This is a genomic window from Cupriavidus necator A5-1, assembly GCF_000744095.1.
Taxonomy (GTDB): domain Bacteria; phylum Pseudomonadota; class Gammaproteobacteria; order Burkholderiales; family Burkholderiaceae; genus Cupriavidus; species Cupriavidus necator_A.
Genome location: NZ_JQLI01000001.1, coordinates 4,596,591 through 4,616,184, shown reverse-complemented (window position 1 = coordinate 4,616,184; position 19,594 = coordinate 4,596,591). Strand labels below are relative to the sequence as shown.

Annotated in this window: 20 protein-coding genes and 3 pseudogenes; 14 read left to right on the top strand and 9 right to left on the bottom strand. The window is 58.7% G+C overall.

Going from position 1 to position 19,594, the window contains the following annotated elements:
• Window positions 1-256 precede the first annotated feature (256 nt).
• The 3 genes from K307_RS20545 (at window position 257) to K307_RS20535 (ending at window position 2,419) form a co-directional block, all read left to right on the top strand.
• On the top strand, window positions 257-991 hold the full coding sequence (locus K307_RS20545; RefSeq protein WP_051975083.1) for an alpha/beta fold hydrolase: 735 nt from the start codon (window positions 257-259) through the stop codon (window positions 989-991).
• Window positions 992-1,544: 553 nt separating this feature from the next.
• The gene (locus K307_RS20540; protein WP_042882382.1) at window positions 1,545-1,790 is read left to right on the top strand and encodes a hypothetical protein; all 246 of its coding nucleotides are present in this window, start codon (window positions 1,545-1,547) and stop codon (window positions 1,788-1,790) included.
• A 65-nt stretch (window positions 1,791-1,855) separates the two neighbouring features.
• Complete coding sequence (locus K307_RS20535) at window positions 1,856-2,419, top strand: carboxymuconolactone decarboxylase family protein (protein WP_051974984.1); 564 nt, start codon at window positions 1,856-1,858, stop codon at window positions 2,417-2,419.
• Window positions 2,420-3,164: 745 nt separating this feature from the next.
• Here K307_RS20535 and K307_RS20525 read toward each other — a convergent pair.
• Window positions 3,165-4,172 (bottom strand): annotated as a pseudogene (locus K307_RS20525) (DMT family transporter).
• A 428-nt stretch (window positions 4,173-4,600) separates the two neighbouring features.
• Between K307_RS20525 and K307_RS47910 the strand changes: the two are divergent.
• Window positions 4,601-4,750, top strand: a pseudogene (locus tag K307_RS47910) (IS110 family transposase); the annotation flags it as partial.
• 962 nt (window positions 4,751-5,712) lie between these two features.
• Window positions 5,713-6,060: a hypothetical protein gene (locus K307_RS46320; RefSeq protein ID WP_080745079.1), complete on the top strand. Its 348-nt coding sequence runs from the start codon at window positions 5,713-5,715 to the stop codon at window positions 6,058-6,060.
• 193 nt (window positions 6,061-6,253) lie between these two features.
• Here K307_RS46320 and K307_RS46315 read toward each other — a convergent pair whose 3' ends face one another.
• A complete protein-coding gene (locus K307_RS46315) occupies window positions 6,254-6,589 on the bottom strand; it encodes a hypothetical protein (protein ID WP_080745148.1) in 336 nt (111 codons plus the stop codon).
• Window positions 6,590-6,849: 260 nt separating this feature from the next.
• On the opposite strand from K307_RS46315, the gene K307_RS20520 reads away from it, so the two are divergent.
• Window positions 6,850-7,053: a cold-shock protein gene (locus K307_RS20520; RefSeq protein ID WP_042882379.1), complete on the top strand. Its 204-nt coding sequence runs from the start codon at window positions 6,850-6,852 to the stop codon at window positions 7,051-7,053.
• Window positions 7,054-7,063: 10 nt separating this feature from the next.
• On the opposite strand, the gene K307_RS20515 is transcribed toward K307_RS20520, so the two are convergent.
• Together K307_RS20515 and K307_RS20510 are read right to left on the bottom strand one after the other, a co-directional pair.
• The gene (locus K307_RS20515; RefSeq protein ID WP_230625783.1) at window positions 7,064-7,396 is read right to left on the bottom strand and encodes a tetratricopeptide repeat protein; all 333 of its coding nucleotides are present in this window, start codon (window positions 7,394-7,396) and stop codon (window positions 7,064-7,066) included.
• A gap of 311 nt (window positions 7,397-7,707) precedes the next feature.
• A protein-coding gene (locus tag K307_RS20510) for an IS3 family transposase (RefSeq protein WP_155301184.1) occupies window positions 7,708-9,278 on the bottom strand; the annotation gives its coding sequence in 2 pieces (ribosomal slippage) (window positions 7,708-8,849 and window positions 8,849-9,278; 1,572 coding nt in all).
• Window positions 9,279-10,085: 807 nt separating this feature from the next.
• Between K307_RS20510 and K307_RS49585 the strand changes: the two genes are divergently transcribed.
• On the top strand, window positions 10,086-10,349 hold the full coding sequence (locus tag K307_RS49585; RefSeq protein ID WP_419187129.1) for a hypothetical protein: 264 nt from the start codon (window positions 10,086-10,088) through the stop codon (window positions 10,347-10,349).
• Window positions 10,350-10,484: 135 nt separating this feature from the next.
• On the opposite strand, the gene phbB is transcribed toward K307_RS49585, so the two are convergent.
• Together phbB and phaP are read right to left on the bottom strand one after the other, a co-directional pair.
• Complete coding sequence (gene phbB / locus K307_RS20500; RefSeq protein WP_042880858.1) at window positions 10,485-11,228, bottom strand: acetoacetyl-CoA reductase; 744 nt, start codon at window positions 11,226-11,228, stop codon at window positions 10,485-10,487.
• 134 nt (window positions 11,229-11,362) lie between these two features.
• Window positions 11,363-11,929, bottom strand: coding sequence for a phasin family protein (gene phaP, locus K307_RS20495; protein WP_042880855.1), 567 nt, complete (start codon window positions 11,927-11,929; stop codon window positions 11,363-11,365).
• An 885-nt stretch (window positions 11,930-12,814) separates the two neighbouring features.
• On the opposite strand from phaP, the gene K307_RS20490 reads away from it, so the two are divergent.
• From K307_RS20490 to K307_RS46300, 5 genes and pseudogenes are all read left to right on the top strand, one after another.
• Window positions 12,815-13,858 carry an IS630 family transposase gene (locus K307_RS20490; protein WP_042880853.1) on the top strand — a complete coding sequence of 348 codons (1,044 nt, stop codon included), beginning with the start codon at window positions 12,815-12,817 and terminating at the stop codon, window positions 13,856-13,858.
• Between the two features lie 119 nt (window positions 13,859-13,977).
• Window positions 13,978-14,349, top strand: a pseudogene (locus K307_RS49580) (PHA-granule associated protein 4).
• Between the two features lie 253 nt (window positions 14,350-14,602).
• On the top strand, window positions 14,603-14,806 hold the full coding sequence (locus K307_RS20480) for a cold-shock protein (RefSeq protein ID WP_042882377.1): 204 nt from the start codon (window positions 14,603-14,605) through the stop codon (window positions 14,804-14,806).
• A gap of 259 nt (window positions 14,807-15,065) precedes the next feature.
• On the top strand, window positions 15,066-15,509 hold the full coding sequence (locus K307_RS20475; RefSeq protein ID WP_155301183.1) for a GNAT family N-acetyltransferase: 444 nt from the start codon (window positions 15,066-15,068) through the stop codon (window positions 15,507-15,509).
• 98 nt (window positions 15,510-15,607) lie between these two features.
• Entirely contained in the window at window positions 15,608-16,027 is a 420-nt protein-coding gene (locus K307_RS46300; protein WP_080745077.1) for a GNAT family N-acetyltransferase, read from the top strand.
• Window positions 16,028-16,065: 38 nt separating this feature from the next.
• On the opposite strand, the gene K307_RS20470 is transcribed toward K307_RS46300, so the two are convergent.
• Window positions 16,066-16,389, bottom strand: a complete 324-nt coding sequence (locus tag K307_RS20470) for an H-NS histone family protein (protein WP_042880850.1) — start codon at window positions 16,387-16,389, stop codon at window positions 16,066-16,068.
• A gap of 184 nt (window positions 16,390-16,573) precedes the next feature.
• Here K307_RS20470 and K307_RS20465 point away from each other — a divergent pair, with 184 nt between their 5' ends.
• Window positions 16,574-17,317 (top strand): DNA/RNA non-specific endonuclease, encoded by a 744-nt coding sequence (locus tag K307_RS20465; RefSeq protein WP_042880848.1) that lies wholly within the window; start codon window positions 16,574-16,576, stop codon window positions 17,315-17,317.
• Between the two features lie 213 nt (window positions 17,318-17,530).
• Window positions 17,531-17,905, top strand: coding sequence for a hypothetical protein (locus K307_RS20460; protein WP_042880847.1), 375 nt, complete (start codon window positions 17,531-17,533; stop codon window positions 17,903-17,905).
• A 61-nt stretch (window positions 17,906-17,966) separates the two neighbouring features.
• Here the strand turns inward: K307_RS20460 and K307_RS20455 are convergent, their stop codons facing one another.
• Together K307_RS20455 and K307_RS20450 are read right to left on the bottom strand one after the other, a co-directional pair.
• Window positions 17,967-18,605 carry a DUF429 domain-containing protein gene (locus tag K307_RS20455; RefSeq protein WP_230625782.1) on the bottom strand — a complete coding sequence of 213 codons (639 nt, stop codon included), beginning with the start codon at window positions 18,603-18,605 and terminating at the stop codon, window positions 17,967-17,969.
• 685 nt (window positions 18,606-19,290) lie between these two features.
• A complete protein-coding gene (locus tag K307_RS20450) occupies window positions 19,291-19,590 on the bottom strand; it encodes a hypothetical protein (protein ID WP_042880844.1) in 300 nt (99 codons plus the stop codon).
• Window positions 19,591-19,594: the final 4 nt, after the last annotated feature.

The window sequence follows — 19,594 nt, the reverse complement described above, 5'->3', positions numbered from 1 at the left end:
CACAAACCGGGCTGAGTCTTGCTCGCTCCGCCAAAAAAGCCGGGACTCGCCGCATCCAGAATCAAAATTTCCTGCCGACGCGTCGGTGCAAGAGATGCGAGTAGAAGGTGAACGGAAGCCTCATGAAGCTTTCCCCTTCTTTGCTTCCATGACCCAGCGGTAGCATACTGTCCACGTCCGGCGCGACATCCTTGCAAGGTCAAAGGAAGGCGAGCCAATATCCTACAGACCTAGCTGTTGATGGTAGCTGGTGGGTATGACGACCATGTACGCCCCGAAACCTTTCGCAATTGACACCGGTGCCGAAGTGTTGGCCGCCGACCGGCTTGAGGTGGAGGGCCGCGCCAGTTGCCTCGTGCTGCATGGCGGCGCAGCCACGAGCGAACGGTCGCACTGGCTTGTGCTCCGGCAGAATCTCGCGAGCCATGGGATTGGGACGATTGCCGTGGATTTCTCAGGGCACGGCGAGAGCTCGGCGCGAACACCCAACTCCCTGAGTAAGCGCTACGATGAGGCCATTGCAGCGTTGCAGTACCTTGATGAAGACGGGCCTCGCGCGGTCATCGGCATCAGCATGAGCGGCGAAATCGCAGTGCGCCTTGCCGCTGCCCCTAGCAATCGCATCGGGCGATTGGTCACATTGGTCGGCGCCGCCTACGATTCAGCCGCTTTCGACGTTCCCTTCGGGCCGGCCTTCAGCAAGATACTCCGCACGCCGCAAAGCTGGCGGCGCTCGGTTGTCTTCGAACAGATAGCGTTATTTCCTGGCCGTCTAACGGTGGTCCGCGCTACCGAGGACACTGTCATTCCGGCCACCATCGGTGAGCTGCTCATTGCGAGCGCCAGACGCGCGGAGCACGCGGAGATTGTAGACATCCTCAATACTGACCACGCTCTCGGCTTAGCTTTGCGCGCACAGCCGGGGCTAGTCGACCGCCTCGGAAACATCATCTGTCGTGCCATCCTCGCGACGTCACGCATTTCGAATTGAATATGGTCATCTAGTCGGAGCGCCAGCGCTTAGCGACGCAAGGCGTTCCTTGCAGGTAACCTAGGCGCCTTCTACTGGCCTCGACACCTGCCGACGCCCGCTACCCAATCCCGCCGAGTTTGGCTAACCGGACGAGTGTTAGTGGCGACATCTCGAACATAACGTCCACCCGCGCTATTTGCACGCCTCGCGCCCCGCACCGCACCGCACCGCACCGCACCGCTAATATCGAGTACTTTAATCCTGATATAAGGGGGTTTTAATTCCCCTCCGGGCACTTGCCAAGCTCTGAGTCCAGGCAAACGAGACTGGCTTCTGCTCAGTCCCGAGAGGCGCAAGCATCGCCCTGCCCTTCGGCTGTTGCTATTTCACAAAACAATACGCAGGGCGGCAGTTTATGGCATAGAGTTCTTTCTCAAGATTCGACCGCGAAGTGCAGGTGTCATGAAGCGCATTGCCGTGCATCGGTTCGCACGGCTACCTTCGCCCTAGGCCATGACATGGGTTGGCCCTATAGACGCGGCAAAAAAGAACCGGGATGTTGGAGGGGGTCATGAAAGACACGAATGAGCAGTCGCTGCGTTTCCAGGTCGAGAAATGGCTCGCGCCTGGTCCCACGACATCGGTCCGCGTAGCTGAATTCAGCCGCACCCATGCGGGCCAGAGACGCTACGTATGCGTCGAGAGCGCGCAACCGGCGGGGTTGCGCGCGTTGTTCTTCTTTCGGCACGATGATGGCTACTGGCGCGTGTTTCCGCCTGCAGTCTCGAGGATGAGTGCCGACCGTCTTGCCTTGTGAGCGGCTCATTGTCGACTTGTCGCAAGCAGATGCCAAGCAGCAATCACCCAACTAAGACTTGAGCCATGAAGAACATGCTTGCTGGTACCGGCCTTTCGCTCTGCCTTGCCGGCCGGGAAACCGTGCCCGCAAATGATAGTGACACCCGTTGCGAAGCAATCGATGAGACGGATGCCGTCCCGTCCGTGAATGCCGCCATGGCCGGTGCGCCAGCACTGTTTGCCCCGTACCAGAATTGCTGCCGCGCGTTGAGTCAGGACTTGACCCTGACGCCGCTCGAACAGCGGGTGGTCTTTCTCGTACTCGCGGTTGCCAGCGGCTGCAACTACGAGGCGTCTGACGAGGGCGCCTGCACCGCCAGTGAGACGTTCAGAAAGATAATGGCGGCAATCCGTGCCGGCAGGCCTCTCGCTGATGCCCGGCTTCGTGCCCTCGTTAGCTTTACACGGACCATGTTCATCCATCGCGGTCGCCCTAGCGAGCATGAGGTCAAGACCTTTTTGCATGCTGGCTATCCTGAAGAAAACATCCTGGACATCATTCTGGCAATCGCGGCGAATACGCTAGACAGCTATACCAGCCACGTATTCCGTGCGAAGGTCAATGGGCCCGCATTGTCAGTCGGCTAGCAGGGTCGCCACAGCATCATCAAAACACCTTCATCCTAGATTTCCAGGCAGTACCCCTGCGACGCCATCCTGCAACCGGGGGCAGACCTGCCCGATGTGGTTCGTGCCTTCGTGCCTTCGTGCCTTCGTGCCTTCGAGCATTCGAGCATTCGCTCACAGCGTAATGGCGAAGGCATGGCGCGACAAATAGCAATTTGGTCGGCGATTGCGCCATTCCGGTTCCTTACTGACTCTCTCTGATGCCAGCCCCCTGCGAACCGGCTGACCTAAATGAAAGGGAAGCCCAGGCAGCACCGGAATCGGGACGGCAGCCTAGTTACACTCGCTTACAGCGATGTAATGCTATTTCTCGATATATTGCATCCACTGATATTGGAAGCGAGGATGCAATGTTGAGCAAGGGAATGGTCGTGTGTGCTCTTGTGCTTGGAGCAACTGCCTTTGCGGCCAACGCTCGGGAGTTCGAGTCGAAGGTCGAAGACAATGGTGACCACTACAAATACGAATACAAAGACCCGTTGTGTGAATACAAGTACGAGTACAACTATAAGGATGGCAAGCAAAAGCTAAAACGGCATGGGGACTGCGCGCACGTAGCCGTTCCTGCTGCTCCCCAACCGACGTACGTCGTACCTGGTCCAGTGATAATCCAACCAAGAATCGACATCCGATAGTAGGCGGAAACTGGCGAGCGCTCGTGTCACGAATCAGCGGGATAGGAACATCTCGAGCACCAGGCCGGGCATCAATGACGGTGCCTATGGTGAATGTCCGGGTAGTGCGGATGCTTGTGGGTCATCGCAGCATGGTGGTGATGAACATGAGGCTCACTGCCATCCCACGGGAAATCGTGCTCATGCTGGTGGTGTTCATCATGCCGATGGGCGTGGGTATGCTCCATCGCGTCGTGCGTGTGTTCGTGCTTATGCCGTTCACTCAGATGCAACCACACGCCCAGCGCCATTAACGCGGCCGCCACCGAGAATAGAACACCGGGCAACTCCGGCCACAACGCAAAAGAAACAATAACGCCGAACAGCGGCGCAACCGAGAAATACGCCCCGGTTCTTGCCGTACCCAAATGGCGTAGCGCTACCACGAAGAGCGCGAGGCTGACGCCATAGCCGACAAAGCCCACCACCATGGCCGACAGAATAGGTACGCCGCCCGGCAACTCAGCGCCAGTAATCAGCGCAAGGGCGGTATTGCAAACACCAGCTACCAGCCCCTTCAGGCATGCAATCAGGACGGCGTCATTGGATGACACCTTGCGGGTCAAGTTGTTGTCGATGGCCCAGCAAGCGCAGGCGGCAACAATCAGCAGCGCACCCGGCGACAATAGCGACCATGCCAAGGACGATTTGCCTGCCCGCATTCTCCTTGAAGACAATCCAAGCAATGAGCGCCGTGAACACGCCTTCGACGTTGAGCAGCAAGGAGGCGGAGGCCGCGCTCGTCGTACCTAACCCCACCATCAGAAGTGCCGAGCCAGCCACTCCGCCTGCTAGGATGGCACCAAGAAGCCAAGGAATCTCGCGACGAGGGATGGCTGGCTGCTGCGAAGGTTGGCCATTGCCCTTCCCGGTGAGCCGCCGTAGCACCAGCACTCCACCCAGGCCAAGTCCGCTGCCAAGGTATAACAACCCAGCCAGCAACAGCGGCGAGACTGTGCCAGTGAGGGTCTTTGCCAGCGGTGTGCTCGCGCCGAACAGGAGCACCGCAGCTAGCGCGGGAGCCCAGAACGAACGGACATGTCAGCAATCTCATGTTGGTATCGGAGTCTACTTGGCGCAGAGCGCGACAATCACAATCGCTTACAGACCGGCGCTCTGTTCGATGATAGCCATTTGCGAATGGTCTATCGGCGGTGGCATGACCGCCGGAATGACATGCGAGAAAGGCAACATGAATGCCTTCAACATTATTAGATGCGCGCCGTAGGCCTTACTGGCCGAAGAGGCCGCACGCAGGAGTCACATCATCATGCTGACCGATGTTGTTCTACGTTCGGCCTTTCGTTCAGATTGGCATCAAGTCGCTGCATTGCTCGAGCGATGCGGCCTCCCCGCCTCGGATACCTTCCGAAATAATCGAAGAATTCCAAGTTGCGCTATATGAGAACCGCATTATTGGATGTGCGTCAGCAGAACATCACGGCTCGAGCGTTCTTATCCGCTCTAGGTGTACTTCATGCTCACGCGTGGCGAAGCCTTCGTCGACCAGGGCCAGCAGCACTATGAGGAGCAGCAGCGCCAGCGCAGTATTGCCGCCCTCAAACGCCGTGCCGCGGCCCTCGGGTTTCAGGTCAATCCGATAGAGGTGGCCGCATGATGAACACAGCCACCTTCACTTCCTTGCTCCAAGATCGTCAGTGAACGGCAGCGCCATGGGAAGCGTCGATTTCGACTCGATCTCTCAAACGGGATGCGCATCGCTGCGCTCACCACTGTCGCCGACGATTCCCGGACCAGGCTCAATAACGGGCTCACCCAGCAGCGAGGCCAATCGCTGCGAGCTCGCACCAATGGGTTATCGGTCATCTCGGCGCTGCCGTTCCCCTTTATAGTCGTTTCTTCGCGAACGCCGGGCACAGGCATGGGCATGGGCTCGGGAAGCTCAGTAGCGGTTGAGCCAGCGTACCGAGACAGAGGCATCGCAGGGTGCCTGGTTGAAGCACTATTGATGCGGGCTCGCGGCACGGAAGCACACGAAGCCTATATCTTCTCCACAGTGGCTCCCGCTTACTTCGCTCGCTGGGGATTCTCGCTCGTCGTGACTGAGGACGTGCCACTGGAGGTCATGTCCTCGCCAGCTGTCCAGCGTGCGGCCCTAACGTCTGCGCTTTGCATGCGATGTGAGCTGCGATAGCGAGAGTGTCTCGTTGGATGCCAATTCAACGTTACTAGCCTGAGGTCCCGCTGACTACAGCCCCTATAACATACTACGGCGAGGATGGCATTCCGGCCTTTAACGCCAAGACTTGCACATTCTTTAGGCCCTGCCACAAAACCTTCATAAATGCTCTCGCTCACCGACGTGGCAAGCATGCTTGGCGGCCAGCGAATCTCTCGGCCGCCTTGGCTGATGGGGTGATAGGGTGCCAGCCAGCGCTCGCCGAGGAATCCAGTCCCGCGAGAAAGATGCTCAGTGAATATTATCGGCCGAGCTCTCCGTTCGGCGGGACAACGTGTGCTTCCATATCGCGTTACAGAAAGTAACCGCCGTGCGAATCCGCTAATACACCATCGAACCAAGCAGGCCTAGAGTACTTGTAAGGGGACAAGGAGAAAGCCATGCGGAAGGTCGCAGCACTGTGGCTTCTGGCCGGAGTTGTGGGACTCACTTCCAGCGTTGCCGAGGCGCGCGTAGATGTAGGGATTGGCATCGGCATCCCCGGGCCAGCCGTAGTCGTTCCTCCACCGGTCTACTACGAGCCTCCACCACCGGTCTATTATGACCCGGCTCCTGTAATCGTCGAACCTCGGCCGGTTGTGGTGACACCCGGCTATGGGTATTACTACGATGACTGGCAGGCTCGTGCTTGGCGGGAGCAGCAGTGGCGCGAACGACGCTGGCGGGAACGCCAATGGCGCGAGCGTCATCGCGAATGGCATCGTTGGCACGACTATTACAATAATTAGAATGGCTGGCACCAAGGGGGGCGCGTCCTGACTCTGACGGGCCGGACGCAACGTCCATCCAAAGGATGGCAGAAACCTTTGCCACCAGCCGCCTGACCGCGCGGGAGCCGTAGGATGGCGTCACCTCGTCATAGAAGTAGAGGTCGAAGTGCGAAAAGAGCCGGCATTGCCGGCTTTTTAGTGGCGCGTGGGATTACTTGCCGGCAGCAGCTTCACACTTCTTCATAAACGAGGTTTTCGCAGCACCCGCAAGCGGCTTTCCGTCCTTCCCAACTGCTTTCGCTTCGCACGCGGCCGACTCGTTACTTTTGCCACTACCTTCGCATTTCTTGATGAAGGAGGCCTTAGCAGCCCCCGTTAGCGGTTTGCCATTTTTACCAACCGCTTGCGCTTCGCAACTCGAGGCAGCAGGCGGGGTTGCGGCAGCGGGCGCTGCAGGCTTGGCGGCGGCCGCCGGCGCAGCCGGTTGCGCGTGAGCAATACCTACCGTCAGCAACGCTGCAACGGCTACAGCACAAAATTTCTTTATCACGATGACCCCCAAAGACGTCAAATTTAACTGCGAATTAGAAAATTTTAATATCAGGGCTAACTATTATGCTGTTCACTTGCATCTTCATTGGCCCGGCACGTGGACAGCTGAGTCACCGTCAACCATGTTGGCACCGAGGTTTTCGTTCAGCTATGCTGACACCAGCAACCATCGAGTGGCCGGTGTTCTGCTCGAGGGTATTGCGTCCCGGTTCTGATTTGGCGGCAGGCTGCATCGCGTCTAGGTTCGAGGGTGAGATGGCAACGGGTGTCGTGAAGAGGTTCAATAACGAAAAGGGCTTCGGGTTCATTACGCCAGATGATGGCGGCAAGGACTTGTTCGCTCATCACAGCGAAATCCAGGGGACCGGATTCAAGTCTTTGGAAGAAGTTGCCAAGGTAGAGTTCGAAGTCAGGGACGGCCAGAAAGGCCCACAAGCATCAAAGATTCGTAAGCTATAGGTGCTCGCGCCTAGCCCGATTGCCGGTCCAAACGCCGAAGACGCACAATCATTTCCTTCTCGACTTGTTTGTCGCCGTGCCCCCTTGCGACTTCGATGCCTTTCTGAAACGCAAGACGCGCCTTCGCATCCTCGCCGAGTTCCACATAAAGAATACCGAGGGATCGCCAGGCAGCCGAATAGCGTGGGTCCAACTCGGTAGCTTTGAGTAGGTGGGGAATGGCGGCGGCCAGGTTTCCTTGTTGCTGGTACGCGAGTGCAAGCGTGACCCTGAGCAGAACGGAATCCTGGCCAGTGGCGAGTCGTCGCTCCAGCGGTGCTATCGAGAACTTTGGCATGGTCATGGCCCTCCTCCGTCTGCGCACGCGTGTACAGGGGACCTACGCACCGGGTCCGTACTGCGGCCTCGTTTCAAAGCCAACGCGCGAATGAAGGTCGGCGAGAACGGATGCGACGACGAATGTTGCCGGATGGCTTACCGCCAGTCGTAACAAACGCACGTTGCCATGCAGCTTGGAGCTGCGCGTTGGCGATGCGATTCAGTGGGTGCCGACACCACCTGCCCGGAAATGTCTTCCAGAATCTTGCCGTGCAATTCGAGCGCCGCTGCGCGCTCGAACGCCTCCGGCGCGCGTCAAGGTAGATGTCGCCTCATTCATGCAGCCAAACGCTGTTTTTCGGCGCCTGGCTTGATACCGGTGGGCACGGCAATCTCGCGCTCCGGATTGAGCGTGACCGTGTCGATTGGCGACCAGTCTCGCGTGTCGCATGTCCAGCGACGCGGGTTGCGCTCACGGGCCTGAACATACAGCGCGTGGCGCGCGGCCAGAATCTTGTCGTCTTGTCCGGCGTGGCGCTGTGCCGGGCTCACGTAGCGGATGCCGCTGTGCCGATGCTCATGGTTGTACCAGTGGACGAAGTGCGCCGCCCAGGTGCGCGCCGCGGCCAGATCGGCAAAGCCCGTGGACGGGAACTCGGGTCTGTACTTGGCCGTGCGGAACAGGCTCTCCACAAAGGCGTTATCGTCGCTCACGCGTGGGCGCGAATACGAGGGCTTGACGCCCAGCCAGTGCAACATCGCCAGCACCGTGGTGGCCTTGAGCGTAGCACCATTGTCCCCGTGCAGCACCGGCTTGGTCGCCATGGCGTGAATACCCTCGGCCAGCGCCGTGCGCTTGACCAGATGCGCCGCGTGGTTGGCGTCGTCCCGATCGTGGACCTCGAAGCCCACGATCTTGCGGCTATATACGTCCAGGATGAGGTACAGATAAAACCAGCGCCCAGCGACCTCGGCCGGCAGGTAGGTCATGTCCCAGCACCACAGTTGGCGCGGCCCCGTTGCCACGTGCGTGGTGGGCGGACGGCTTTGGCGCGGCGCCTTGGCACGCCCCCGATGCCGGGTCTGCCCATGGGCGCGCAGCACCCGACCGAAGCTCGATTCGCTGGCCAGGTAGACACCCTCATCGGCCAGCATGGGCACGATGCGCGCCGGCGGCATGTCGGCGAAGCGCGGCTCGTTGGCAACGGCCAGAATGCGTTCGCGCTCCTCGATGCTCAGCGCATGCGCGGGCGTGGGCCGCTCGGCCCCGGGGCGGCGGTCGCCGACCACCAAGCCATCGTGGGCCTTCCAGCGTTGCAGCGTGCGCACGGTTATGCCAGCTACCTCGCAGGCCAGGCGCAGGCGAGCACCGCCTGCGTGAGCGGTTTCGATATGGCGGACCATCGTTTGGCGATCTTCCAGGCCGATCATGCGTCCTCGTCCTTGTCCTTCGGGAAGATCCCCTCGAGCTTTTTTGAGAGTATCAACAGGGCGGCAGCTTCGGCCAGGGCCTTCTCCTTGCGGCGCAGCTCGCGCTCGAGTTCCTTGATACGGCGCCGATCGGCCTTTGTCTCACTATGGGTGGCGCGCGCATCCTCGGGCTCAGCCAGCGCCTGCGTGGCGGCAGTGCGCCACTGCTCCAACTCCTGCGGATACACACCGTTCTCACGGCACCAGGCGTTCTTGCTGGCCTCGTCCAACGCAGCCGTCGCCAGCACCGCCTCAAACCTGGCCGCCGCTGTCCATGCCCGCTCGCGAGCGGGCATGGACATAGCGTCCGCACGCCAGCGCTCCAGCGTGGCCACTGCCACACCCAATTCCCTTGAAACCACTTCCACCGCCGCACTCTCCGGCGGTAACAACCGTGCTACCGCCCGGTCCTTGAATTCTTGTCCGTAACGAGCCACTTCTATCTCTTATCGCCCCCAGGGTTCAAATTCTATCGGGGCGACATCTATTCTGCCGCGGGGGGCCTCGATGCCGGCGTTCACGGTGCTCACTGCAGCGCCGCCTCCTACGCAGACCACGGCGTCAACCGTGCCCACTTGTTTGTACATCGCCAGCATACGCCGTGCGCGCAACCAGGCGCCGACTGTCAGTGCTTGGCTACCGAGCGGCAAGGAATGGCCACACTCGCGCAAGCAGTCATCCTGCCATGGCCTCAAGACCGCCGCACCAATGCCTGCATCCCCGCCGTGTCCATCGACAAACCGAGCAGCGGAGGCTGGACAGCAGCCACCAAGCCTGTGACGAGCAATGGCGCCCTCTTGCAAGCGTAGGAAGTGCTGTTGACTGTACCTCGCGTGCATCGACGCTCCAACAAAAGGATGACCCAAAGTGCAGCGAAGAATCGAAGAATCGGCGTAGGAAGTTCCTCGGCCGCTAAGCGCGCGGGGTCAACCTCCAGCAAATCTCGGCCGTTTCTCGATTGTTACCAACGCGACTTTGTGCTGGGTCGCGCATACTGCGATGCATCAGCCCTGGCACGCTGGATGCGCATGTCGGCACCTCATAGCCTGCGTTCCTGCTGTTGCCATTTCGCAAAACGATACGTAGTGGAGTTAGCTTATGGCCGAGACTTAAAGCGCTTTCTCAAGATTCGGCAGCGATGCCAGATGCACCATGAAACGCATCGCAGCGCAGCAGTGCCTCCAAGGCAATTCTGACAACTGCCTTGGGCTTCTGGAGCGCTGCGGCAAACAAGAACCGGGGTGATGGAGGGGGACGTGAAAAGCACAAATGAGCAGTCGCTGCGTTTTCAGGTCGATAAATGGCTCGCGCCTGGCCCCACGACGTCGGTCCACGTAGTCGAATTCAGTCGTACCCTATCGGGCCGGCGACGCTACGTATGCGTCGAGACCGCGCAACCGGCCGGTTTGCGCGCGTTGTTCTTCTTTCGGCACGATGACGGCTGCTGGCGCGTGTTTCCGCCCTCAGTCGATAGGCCAAAAATGAGCACTGACTGTCTGGGCTTATGAGCAGTCATTCCCGGCTCGGGTCCCACACAGAAGTTTGTAGCGGGCGCTGGCATCGCCAGCGCGTGCCTACCAGTCAATGCAGATAGTGTCCAGTGCTCCGCGCAGAGGAGCACTGACTGGACGGAGCATCAGACCTCACTGCATATGCTGCCCGCCGTTGATGGCGATGTTCGCGCCCGTCACGAAGGCGGCCTCGTCCGAGCATAGGTACGCAATCAATGCCGCCACCTCTTCTGGCTTCCCAAGGCGGCCCACAGGAATTTGGGGGATGATTTTGGTATCGAGTATCTCCTGTGGCACGGCCGTCACCATCTTGGTGGCAAGGAAGCCGGGCGAGACAGTGTTGACCGTCACGCCGCTCTTGGCCACTTCGAGCGCCAGTGATTTAGTGAAGCCGTGCATGCCGGCCTTCGCTGCTGCGTAGTTCGTCTGCCCGAAGCCACCCTTGGAACCAATGATGGATGACACATTGACAATGCGTCCCCAGCCGCGCTTAACCATGTCGTCGCACACCGGCTTCGTCATATTGAACACTGAGTCGAGATTGGTTCGCATGACCGCATCCCAATTGACCTTGTCCAACTTCTTGAAGCTCGCGTCACGCGTAATCCCGGCGTTGTTAATCAGAATGTCGACTGAGCCCAGTTCCTCCCGAATTGCTGCCACACAAAGCTGGCACGACTCGTAGTCGGCGACGTCAACGGGATACGCGTGAAACTTGCGCCCGCTCTCCTCCATCCTCCCGAGCCAGCTCGCGACGCCGCTATTACCGGGTGAATGCGTGACCGCGACCATATAACCAGCGTCATGCAGCCGGACGCTGATAGTCTCACCGATACCGCCCATCCCGCCCGTGACTACGGCAACTTTTTTGGTCATGTCTCCAATCCTCTAAGCAATCATAGAACTGGATGACGCGGGGGTCCGTCCCAGCTCATCGAGACCCCGGCATCTCCTAGAATTTGGTTGCGCCTCGGCACCGTGAAGCCGCACAACGAGGAGCCAAAGCCTAACTACTTTGCAGCTGCCTGTGAGGCCTGTGCTGCACGACGCTGCATACCTTTCGAGGCCGCCCCCGCCGCAGTACTGAAACTGCTCTCAGCCACTTGCACGGCCTGCTTTGCCGTCGTTTGCATCGACTCATAGAGCGTAGTAGTCGCGTTGATGGCCTCCTGCCAGGCAGCCAATGGCGCCGCCGGACCGGCTTGCGTTTTGTTCACCACGCTTTCAAGGAAGTCGTTCAGACCCTGCTTGCCTGCCGCGTATTGGACCTCGGCGACCTTCTCGAACTCCGCCCGCGTAGCAGCCAGAATTTCGAGCAGTTGACGCCGATACGCCAGTGCGCTGTCGGCTGTGGGTTGAAATGATTCCATCTGCAATTCAACGAATTCTTGCGGGCTCTTGACCGACAAGGCCTTCTTTGCGCCTTCCTGAGCCTCCGTCAGAGTCGTTTTCATCGTTTGCAGATTCAACTCCACCAGTTTTTCGAAGCACTCAAAGGCCTTGCCGATTAGCCCGGTCAAGGTTTCAATGCCTGCCATTTGCACCTTACTGAATTGCTCGGGGGACCACTGAGTCATCTTGCGTCTCCTAAGTGCGACCCGCCACCTGAGCTATCCGATGAGAGCTCTGATGGGGCGGGAATGGGGTGAATCACGAATGCGTCGCCGCGACCGTTGCTAAGCGGCGCCGATATGAAAGTCCGAGGAAGCGAATTCCGGCAGTCTCTACGGGTTAGCGCAGCGCAATGCGCTCATTGAGAGGCCTGGCGTGCGCGACAATCCGTTGCTCGAACACGCCCGAAGGCTTGGAGAAAAGCAGCATAGCCTTGGGTGGTGACCCGAGGTCGGCTGTGATTGGGCCCAAGATGCTCGAGCGTAATCAATTGATGCGCGAGCAGCGCGTTCACATCCGCGCAATCCAGCTCCGTTGGGTCAGAGCTGTCGCTTACCAGCACCAGCGTGGCGAATTCATGATGACTCAGCACAGTCGGTCGTCTCCAAAGCTATAGGTCTATTTTTGCTACGGGACTTCACTACCATCCGTGACAGTTGGCCTGGCTCATGCAGACCGCTACCCTCGGATGCGAGGTCTGGCTGGGGAGCGCTTGTTTTGGCGCTCCGAAAAGACATCTTAGCTACTCGCCACCGACTGTTCAATACAATTAGCAGACATATTCGTGATAATCCCTAGTACTCACGTTCGCCCCTCGTGCGCAGGGCGCTTTCTGGAGTGGTCCCCACGATATGTCGTGACATGATATGTACTACACGCAAGCAGCTATTCTCCGACCGACCGGACGGCTTGCATTAGCGCTACCGCTGAGGTCTGCTAATGAGATGAGGTTTCTCAGGGAAGGCATGGCAGTTCTGTATTGAATTTTCTCAGGTCAGAATTACTCATAAGTCAGGAATTTGGCGGACAAATAGTCTATGCATGAGCGATAGTCATTGAGGGGAGCGCTCATGAAACGGGACGGCCGCAGCCTGGCTCACAACACGCTTGAAGAAATGCGCATCCTGGCGGTGCAACGCATGGCCGAGGGGGAGCATCCGGATGATGTCGCGGCATCGTTAGGGATGAATCGGTCGTGGGCGTACAAGATTCGCGCCCAGGCGCGCGGTCGTGGTGTACGGGCGCTGCGCTCGACCAAAGGCACGGGTCGCCCGCGCACGCTCACGTCTGCGCAGGAGCAGCGGGTGCTGCGATGGATCAACGGCAAGAATCCGACGCAGTACGGCTTCGATTTCGGGCTGTGGACGCGCAACCTGGTTCGCGAACTGGTGCAGAAAAAGTTCGGTGTGACGCTGAGTCTGGCCTCGATCGGCGCGATGCTGGCACGTCTGAACCTCACGCCGCAAAAGCCGTTGCAGCGCGCTTACCAGCGCGATCCGGAGGCAATCGATCGCTGGCGGCACGACACGTATCCGGCCATTGCCAGGCAGGCCCGTGAGCAGAAGGCGGATATCTTCTTCTGGGACGAATCGGGCTTTCGAGCCGACTCGGTGCATGGCAAGACCTGGGCGCCGCGCGGCGAAACGCCCGTTGTCGAGCGGCCGGGCCAGCGGCAAAGCATGAGTGCGGCGTCCGCTGTCAATTCGAAGGGGGCATTCTGGTTTGCCACGTACGAAGGCGGGCTCAGCGGCGAGTCGTTCGTCACGCTGCTCAAGAAGCTGATGTTCAATCGAAAGAAGGCGGTGCATCTGATCGTCGACGGATTGCCAGCGCATAAGAAAGCCATCGTCAAAGACTACGTTGCCAGCATGCAGGGCAAACTGATCTTGCACAAACTGATCTTGCATTTCCTGCCCGGTTACGCCCCGGACCTCAATCCGGATGAGTTGGTGTGGAGTCACGTCAAGCGCAACGGCGTCGCGCGACGCCCTTTGCAAAAAGGCGAAAAACTGGGCCCGCGAATTCACGAGCAGCTTGCACAGATTGGACGCAACCCGAAGCTCGTGCGCTCGTTCTTCAGGCATCCATCTATCCGCTATATTTCTGACTTATGAGTAAGTAACCTTGACCCACGTCAAGAACGTTGGTCAAGGTGAGCAGGGAAACATGAGTTGAAGACGGCTCAGACCGGCGATGCGGGCGGCGCCGGACGATGATGAGAGTGGAGGTAGGAATGACGTCGGCTCGAGCTGGAACCAAAGGGGAAGCCATTAAACTCTTGGATGCTCACGAGGTAGCACTAGTCGAACTCGACTATGGGTCGGCTTGGCAAGATGCTATTGAACTCGGGCGCTTGGGCCAGAAGACCGGTCCGCGTGACGTTTCGTGGGCATGAGAACATCGCCGTGAAGTCACACGCTGCACTCATTGCAGGCCTTAGTCGCCCGAAGGTGTCCTTCCGCAACGGCACCTTTATTGCTTGTTTGCATTGGACGAACTGACCGCCAACGAATTGACGGCCCTGGAGACAAAGGCCATGAAGGCCGGAGACAATATTCTGGCCGGCCATCTACTGCGGGACGTCGATACCGTTTGGACTGAGTAGCTTCGGCTTGTGCAGTTCCTCGAACTCGGCGCTCCGCAGCGTGCGCGTCCAGTCAGTTTCGCAACCGGCGCCACGCCATCCTCACCTCTCTAGCCCAGAGGTAAACCCTGAGATGCAGCCAGCGCTCGTCTTCAGCTATGCTGGCGGCGAGTGCGCGTACTGCATTCGAGCGAATTTTGGCGGCGCTGCGATTCTGGGGCGAGGTTTCTCAGCACGCAACCTGTGTGCACCAAATTTCCAAGACGAGATGGCGATGGCGACTGGCACTGTAAAGTGGTTCAATGATGAGAAGGGCTTTGGGTTCATCACACCGGATGATGGCGGCAAGGACTTGTTTGCGCATCACAGCGAAATCCAAGGTGCGGGGTTCAAATCCCTCAAGGAAGGCGCGAAAGTAGAATTCGAGGTCACGCAAGGCAAGAAAGGCCCACAAGCATCAAAAATTCGCGCTCTATAGCCGCTCGCGCACCCAAGTGGCGCAAATATAGAAGCCCTTCCAGATTGCGAAGGGCTTTTTTATTTCGAGTGCCGGCAGGGCAGCGCTTAACAATCGCTTACAAAAGGCGCCCGCACTCGGTGATAGCCTTACCGAGGTGATACGCCTGCGGTGACAGGCCAAACCATTTGATTGCATAAGAAGGCGAACAAGTGCCCACAATAGAACAACATGCCAGAGGTCTTGGAAGACCTAGGCAGACATGGTCTGGAGATACCTCGTGCAGACGGACGTTCGCCTACGTTCGGCCTCTCCCTCAGATTGGCCCCAAATCGCCGCATTACTGGACCAGTGCAGCCTGCACTCCGACGACCCGCTCCCGAGCGTCGAGAGCTTTCATGTTGCTCTGTGCGATGTCCGTATCGTTGGATGCGCGGCGGCGGAACGGCATGGAACATCAATCGTCATCCGTTCGGTTGCGGTGGACCCTGCCTATCGCGATAGAGGTGTCGCCAGCCGCCTGGTGGAAGCGCTGTTGATGCACGCTCGCGGCACTGAAGTGCGGCACGCGCTTCTTCTTTCCGCATCTGCACCCGCGTACTTCGCCCGCTGGGGTTTCTCCCACATTCCCGTCGATGAGGCACCCGCCGAGGTGCAAGGCTCCGCGGAGTTTCGCAATGCTGTACAAACCTCGGCGCTGTGCATGCACTGCGACCTCAGGTAGGCCTAAGTACCTGTTCTCAATCAATAACTAACGAACGACACGCGACTAAAAAAACAACAGGAGGGAGCAGTCAAGATTTCAACGGGGGAGTTGCGGCAATGGTAAAGAGCGTGCAGGTTCGGGCAGCAAAGGCGACGGATTGGCCTTCCATCGTTGACATTTTGGAAAGCTGTGGCTTGCCAACTGATTTTGTCGGCGATTCATCACACTTCTTTCAAGTCGCGGTATTGGGAGAGCAGGTGGTGGGATGTGCTTGTACAGAACAATACGATGAAACCGTTGTTGTGCGGTCTGTGGCCGTGACCCCTGAGCGTCATGGCCTACGCATCACCACCCACCTTGTTGGCAACGTTCTAACACGAGCCCGAGCGGAAGGCTGTACAAAGGCCGTGCTTATCGCTGCCGGGGATGATGATTTTTCACCCCCTGAGCTGGAATTGCCTGAAGAGGTAACGCTGTCAGCCGATTTCGTGCGGAGGTTTGGTACTAGTCGAAGATCGAAGCATCCCGTCGAATAGTGCCAAAGTGTCCCCCGCACGCAGCTGCGCGCTCCCTGTCAGGCCTCTGCAATCAAGAACTTCGCTCGATTCCTGCCCAGCCACGCCGGTGCGCGCCCCCGTCCGGACCAGGTGGCACCGGTCTTCGGGTCCATGTATTTTGCCGGCAGTTCGGACTTTGCTTTCGTCGCAGCTTTGGCCTTGCCGACACCAGCCGGTCGTCCACTGCGACGCTTGGTGGCAATGTCGTCAACCGTCAACTCATACTCCGCCATCAGCCCTTGGATTTTCTCGATGACACCAGCGATTTCGGACGCGCGGACTTCTGCGAGCTGGGCCTCGAGCGCTTGCTTTTCCGCCATGAGTTGCTTGTAAGTTGCCATTTAAAATATCCTTTTCTTTGTTGGTGACTCATATCGTACAGCACCCTTCTGAGTTTTGACTGACTTTGCGAGTGAACCTCTCCGTGAGAGATTAGGTACCTGCTGAATTATCCCTATGTGAGTGCTATCCTTCCGGCCCTTCCCTGCAATCAGGAAGGGATAAACAGCCAACAGGAAGGAATCAATGCATCGTGTTTCACGGCTGGTCGCAGCCGCCGTCATTTGTCTTAGTGTCACCGCTCCGGTTCAAGCAGCAACGGACTTTGAGCGTTGCCCACAGTTCTTTGCACAAGGCGCTGTCCCGCAGGTCCGAAGCCAAAACCTTAAGCCGCGCGCCCTGTGTTTTGATGCGTTTGCCGTGCTGCATTCCGGCACGACGAAGACGCCAGTTTACGTAGCCGAGCGACTGAATGCAGAGCAAGTCGCTGACGCGCAGGACGAAGAACGGACAAACCGCTTCTTCGCTGATGCTCGACTACCCCGGGCAGAACGCGCTGAGCTCGATGACTATAAGAGCTCCGGCTATGACCGAGGGCACATGGCGCCCGCAGGAGATATGCCCAATGCAACGGCCATGGCGCAGAGCTTCTCGCTGGCCAACATGGTGCCCCAAGCCCCACAGAATAATAGAAGGAGCTGGGCGGGCATCGAGAAAGCAACGCGAAAATACGTCCGGCGTGCCAAGGGCGATGTGTACGTCATCACCGGGCCAGTGTTCGGGTCCGCCGCTCCGAACACCATCGGACCGGACCAAGTGTGGGTGCCACAATACCTGTTCAAGCTTGTGTACGACTCTACAACCCATCGCGCCTGGGCGCATTGGATTGAGAATTCAGATTCAGCGCGCGCTGGACAACCCATTACGTATCGTGAGCTTGTCAAACGAACTGGCGTGGACTTTCTTCCCGGTGTCCCCATAGCGGAATAAGGCCCAACCCAGGCATGCCGATGTTTCATCGTCATCGTCAAGCTTTGCACAGCTGACACCGGCGGGCCCTCTGGCCCGCTTAAGTAGCTTCCCCAAGCATGTTCCCGTGCACGAAATCGCGATTGCGCAAGCGTGCGGCAGCGGTTAGGGTATGTGCATCGCCGCACCGCAACAAGGCGGGCGCGCGCAACATGAAGTGAAGGAGGAAGCACCGTGACGACAGCATGCGCCAGGAGCAAGACTGAAGCGCTGCGCCTTCTTGACACCCGGGGGATAACCGCGCTGGAGTTGGACTACGAGTCTGCCTGGCAAGATGCAATCGAGCTCGGCCGGCTTGGCGACAAGCGCGGAATAAAAGTTGAGTATCGCGGGCACGACAATATTGCTGTCAGCTCGCCGGCGGTGCTGGTAGCAGGCCTGTCGCGGCCAAAGGCGACGTTCAGGCAGCGCAACTTGTACTGTCAGTTCGAGCTAAGTGAACTGTCGGCAGGTGAGTTGGAGAGCCTGGAGGCAAAGGCGGCCAGTCTTGGCGATTACATCCTGGCTGGGCACCTCATTAGGGAGGTGGATGCGGAGTGGGCAGAGTAAGCCGGCGCAGTCTGCCTCATTAGCACTGGGCAGTCCACTGTATGGAACGCAGACTCCGCCATCAGCTATGGCGGGATGTAGTGGCAGGAATCCAAATGTACCCTCCCGTGGCATCGCCGTACGGATAGGTCTTGCCCTCCAGGAGAAATCTGGCCGTCAGCGCGCATAGGGCGGCATCGACCGCGTCTATTGACTTCAGCAAGCTGGTGTCTATCCCCTCGCGTTCCAGGAGTTCCCTACGCTGGGTGCGTTTCCGCTTCGCGGAGGCAACGTCTCTGCCGAGCATGGCACAGGTTATGGCATAGGGGAAAGTCTCGAAGCTCACGCGCCCGCTCGAATAGGCCTTTTCCGCCAGAAGCGGGTAGATTGGGGCGAGTGCCTGGTACACCCGCTCTCCGCTGAACATCCAGCCGTAGAAATTCTTGGCATTGGAGAGAGCGAGCTGCCGGGTAGGGGTCGAGAATGAGGTGATTCCTTTCCGCGCGAGTTCTCTTTCGGCCTGCCGCGCACCGTCCGCCGACCGCCACTGACAAGGCGAATCGATACCGACTGCCACGACGTCATGCTCTGCACAAACCTGGACCAAATCCTCTGGCGCCTTGCTGTTGACGCTGCACAGAATCGACGTCCCCTTCAGGACAACGAGATGGCATCCCTTCTTGTCCCCACCCACATCGATGCCAGCAACGCCGCTCATCATTGACCTTTCCGCCATTGCGCGAACATTCCTACGATTACATTGATTTTTCGGCTAGGCAAGACAATCTCCTGCCTCTACTAGCGCTATTCATCGTCTGCCGTCGAGGAAGTCCTCCCAATCCCACAGGTAGGCGCAACCTCGCGGCTCGGCTTCGCCGGAAACCAGAGGGCGACTAGATTGCTCGATGTTGCGCTCAAAGAGTGAACGGGCAGGCTCAGGAATTTCAGTTAGGCGGACATATGCAAGGGAGTCCAAATGACGGATAGGGACGGTTAGCCCTGTGGGACGGCTTGGCAACTCTTCCTTCCCAGTCATTGCTACAGCGATGCACCTAGCTACAAGGTCCCAGATGCTGGTGGCGTATCTCGGATAGTCCGTAAGCCGACCTTCGCCCACGAGGCCAATTGGCTCCTCGCTAAGCGTCACAGCATACGTTCCCAGTCGCCCACCACTAATCCGACCGATATCAGCGGAGGCTATCGTCCTGTGGCCAATTTCACTGCCGTCAGGAAGTAGCTCAATTGTGATGCGAAGCAAGACAAACCTCCTGCCCGGCTCGTGCACGTCCACGCCTCATCTCCGCGGTTGCATGAGGCCAAGAAGCATCAGGTAACCGTGCTGGCTATGAGCCTCTGGACGCGTGGTGGAGTATGACCCCAACTAGTACAACATCCCGTAAATAGATTTAATAATTATCGGGCTGCAAATATGGCTCCAGGAGCGCGACGACCACCTGGGCCATCTCATCGAGCGAGCCTGCGCCGGGCAACGGTTCCCAACGTCCGCTATGGCTGCGAAAGGCGGCGCCATAACGATTGCGGCCGAGTTCGGTCAGCCGAGCCACCACGGTCGGCTCCTCGTCGTCCAGACGTTTGATCAGCAGGTGACGCCCATAGGCTTGCGTGACGAGCTGCTCGTGGCCGAGCAGGCTGCGCAGTTGCCGCTGCAATTCAGCAGCGTAATGTTTGGCGAGTAAGGCTGGCATGTCG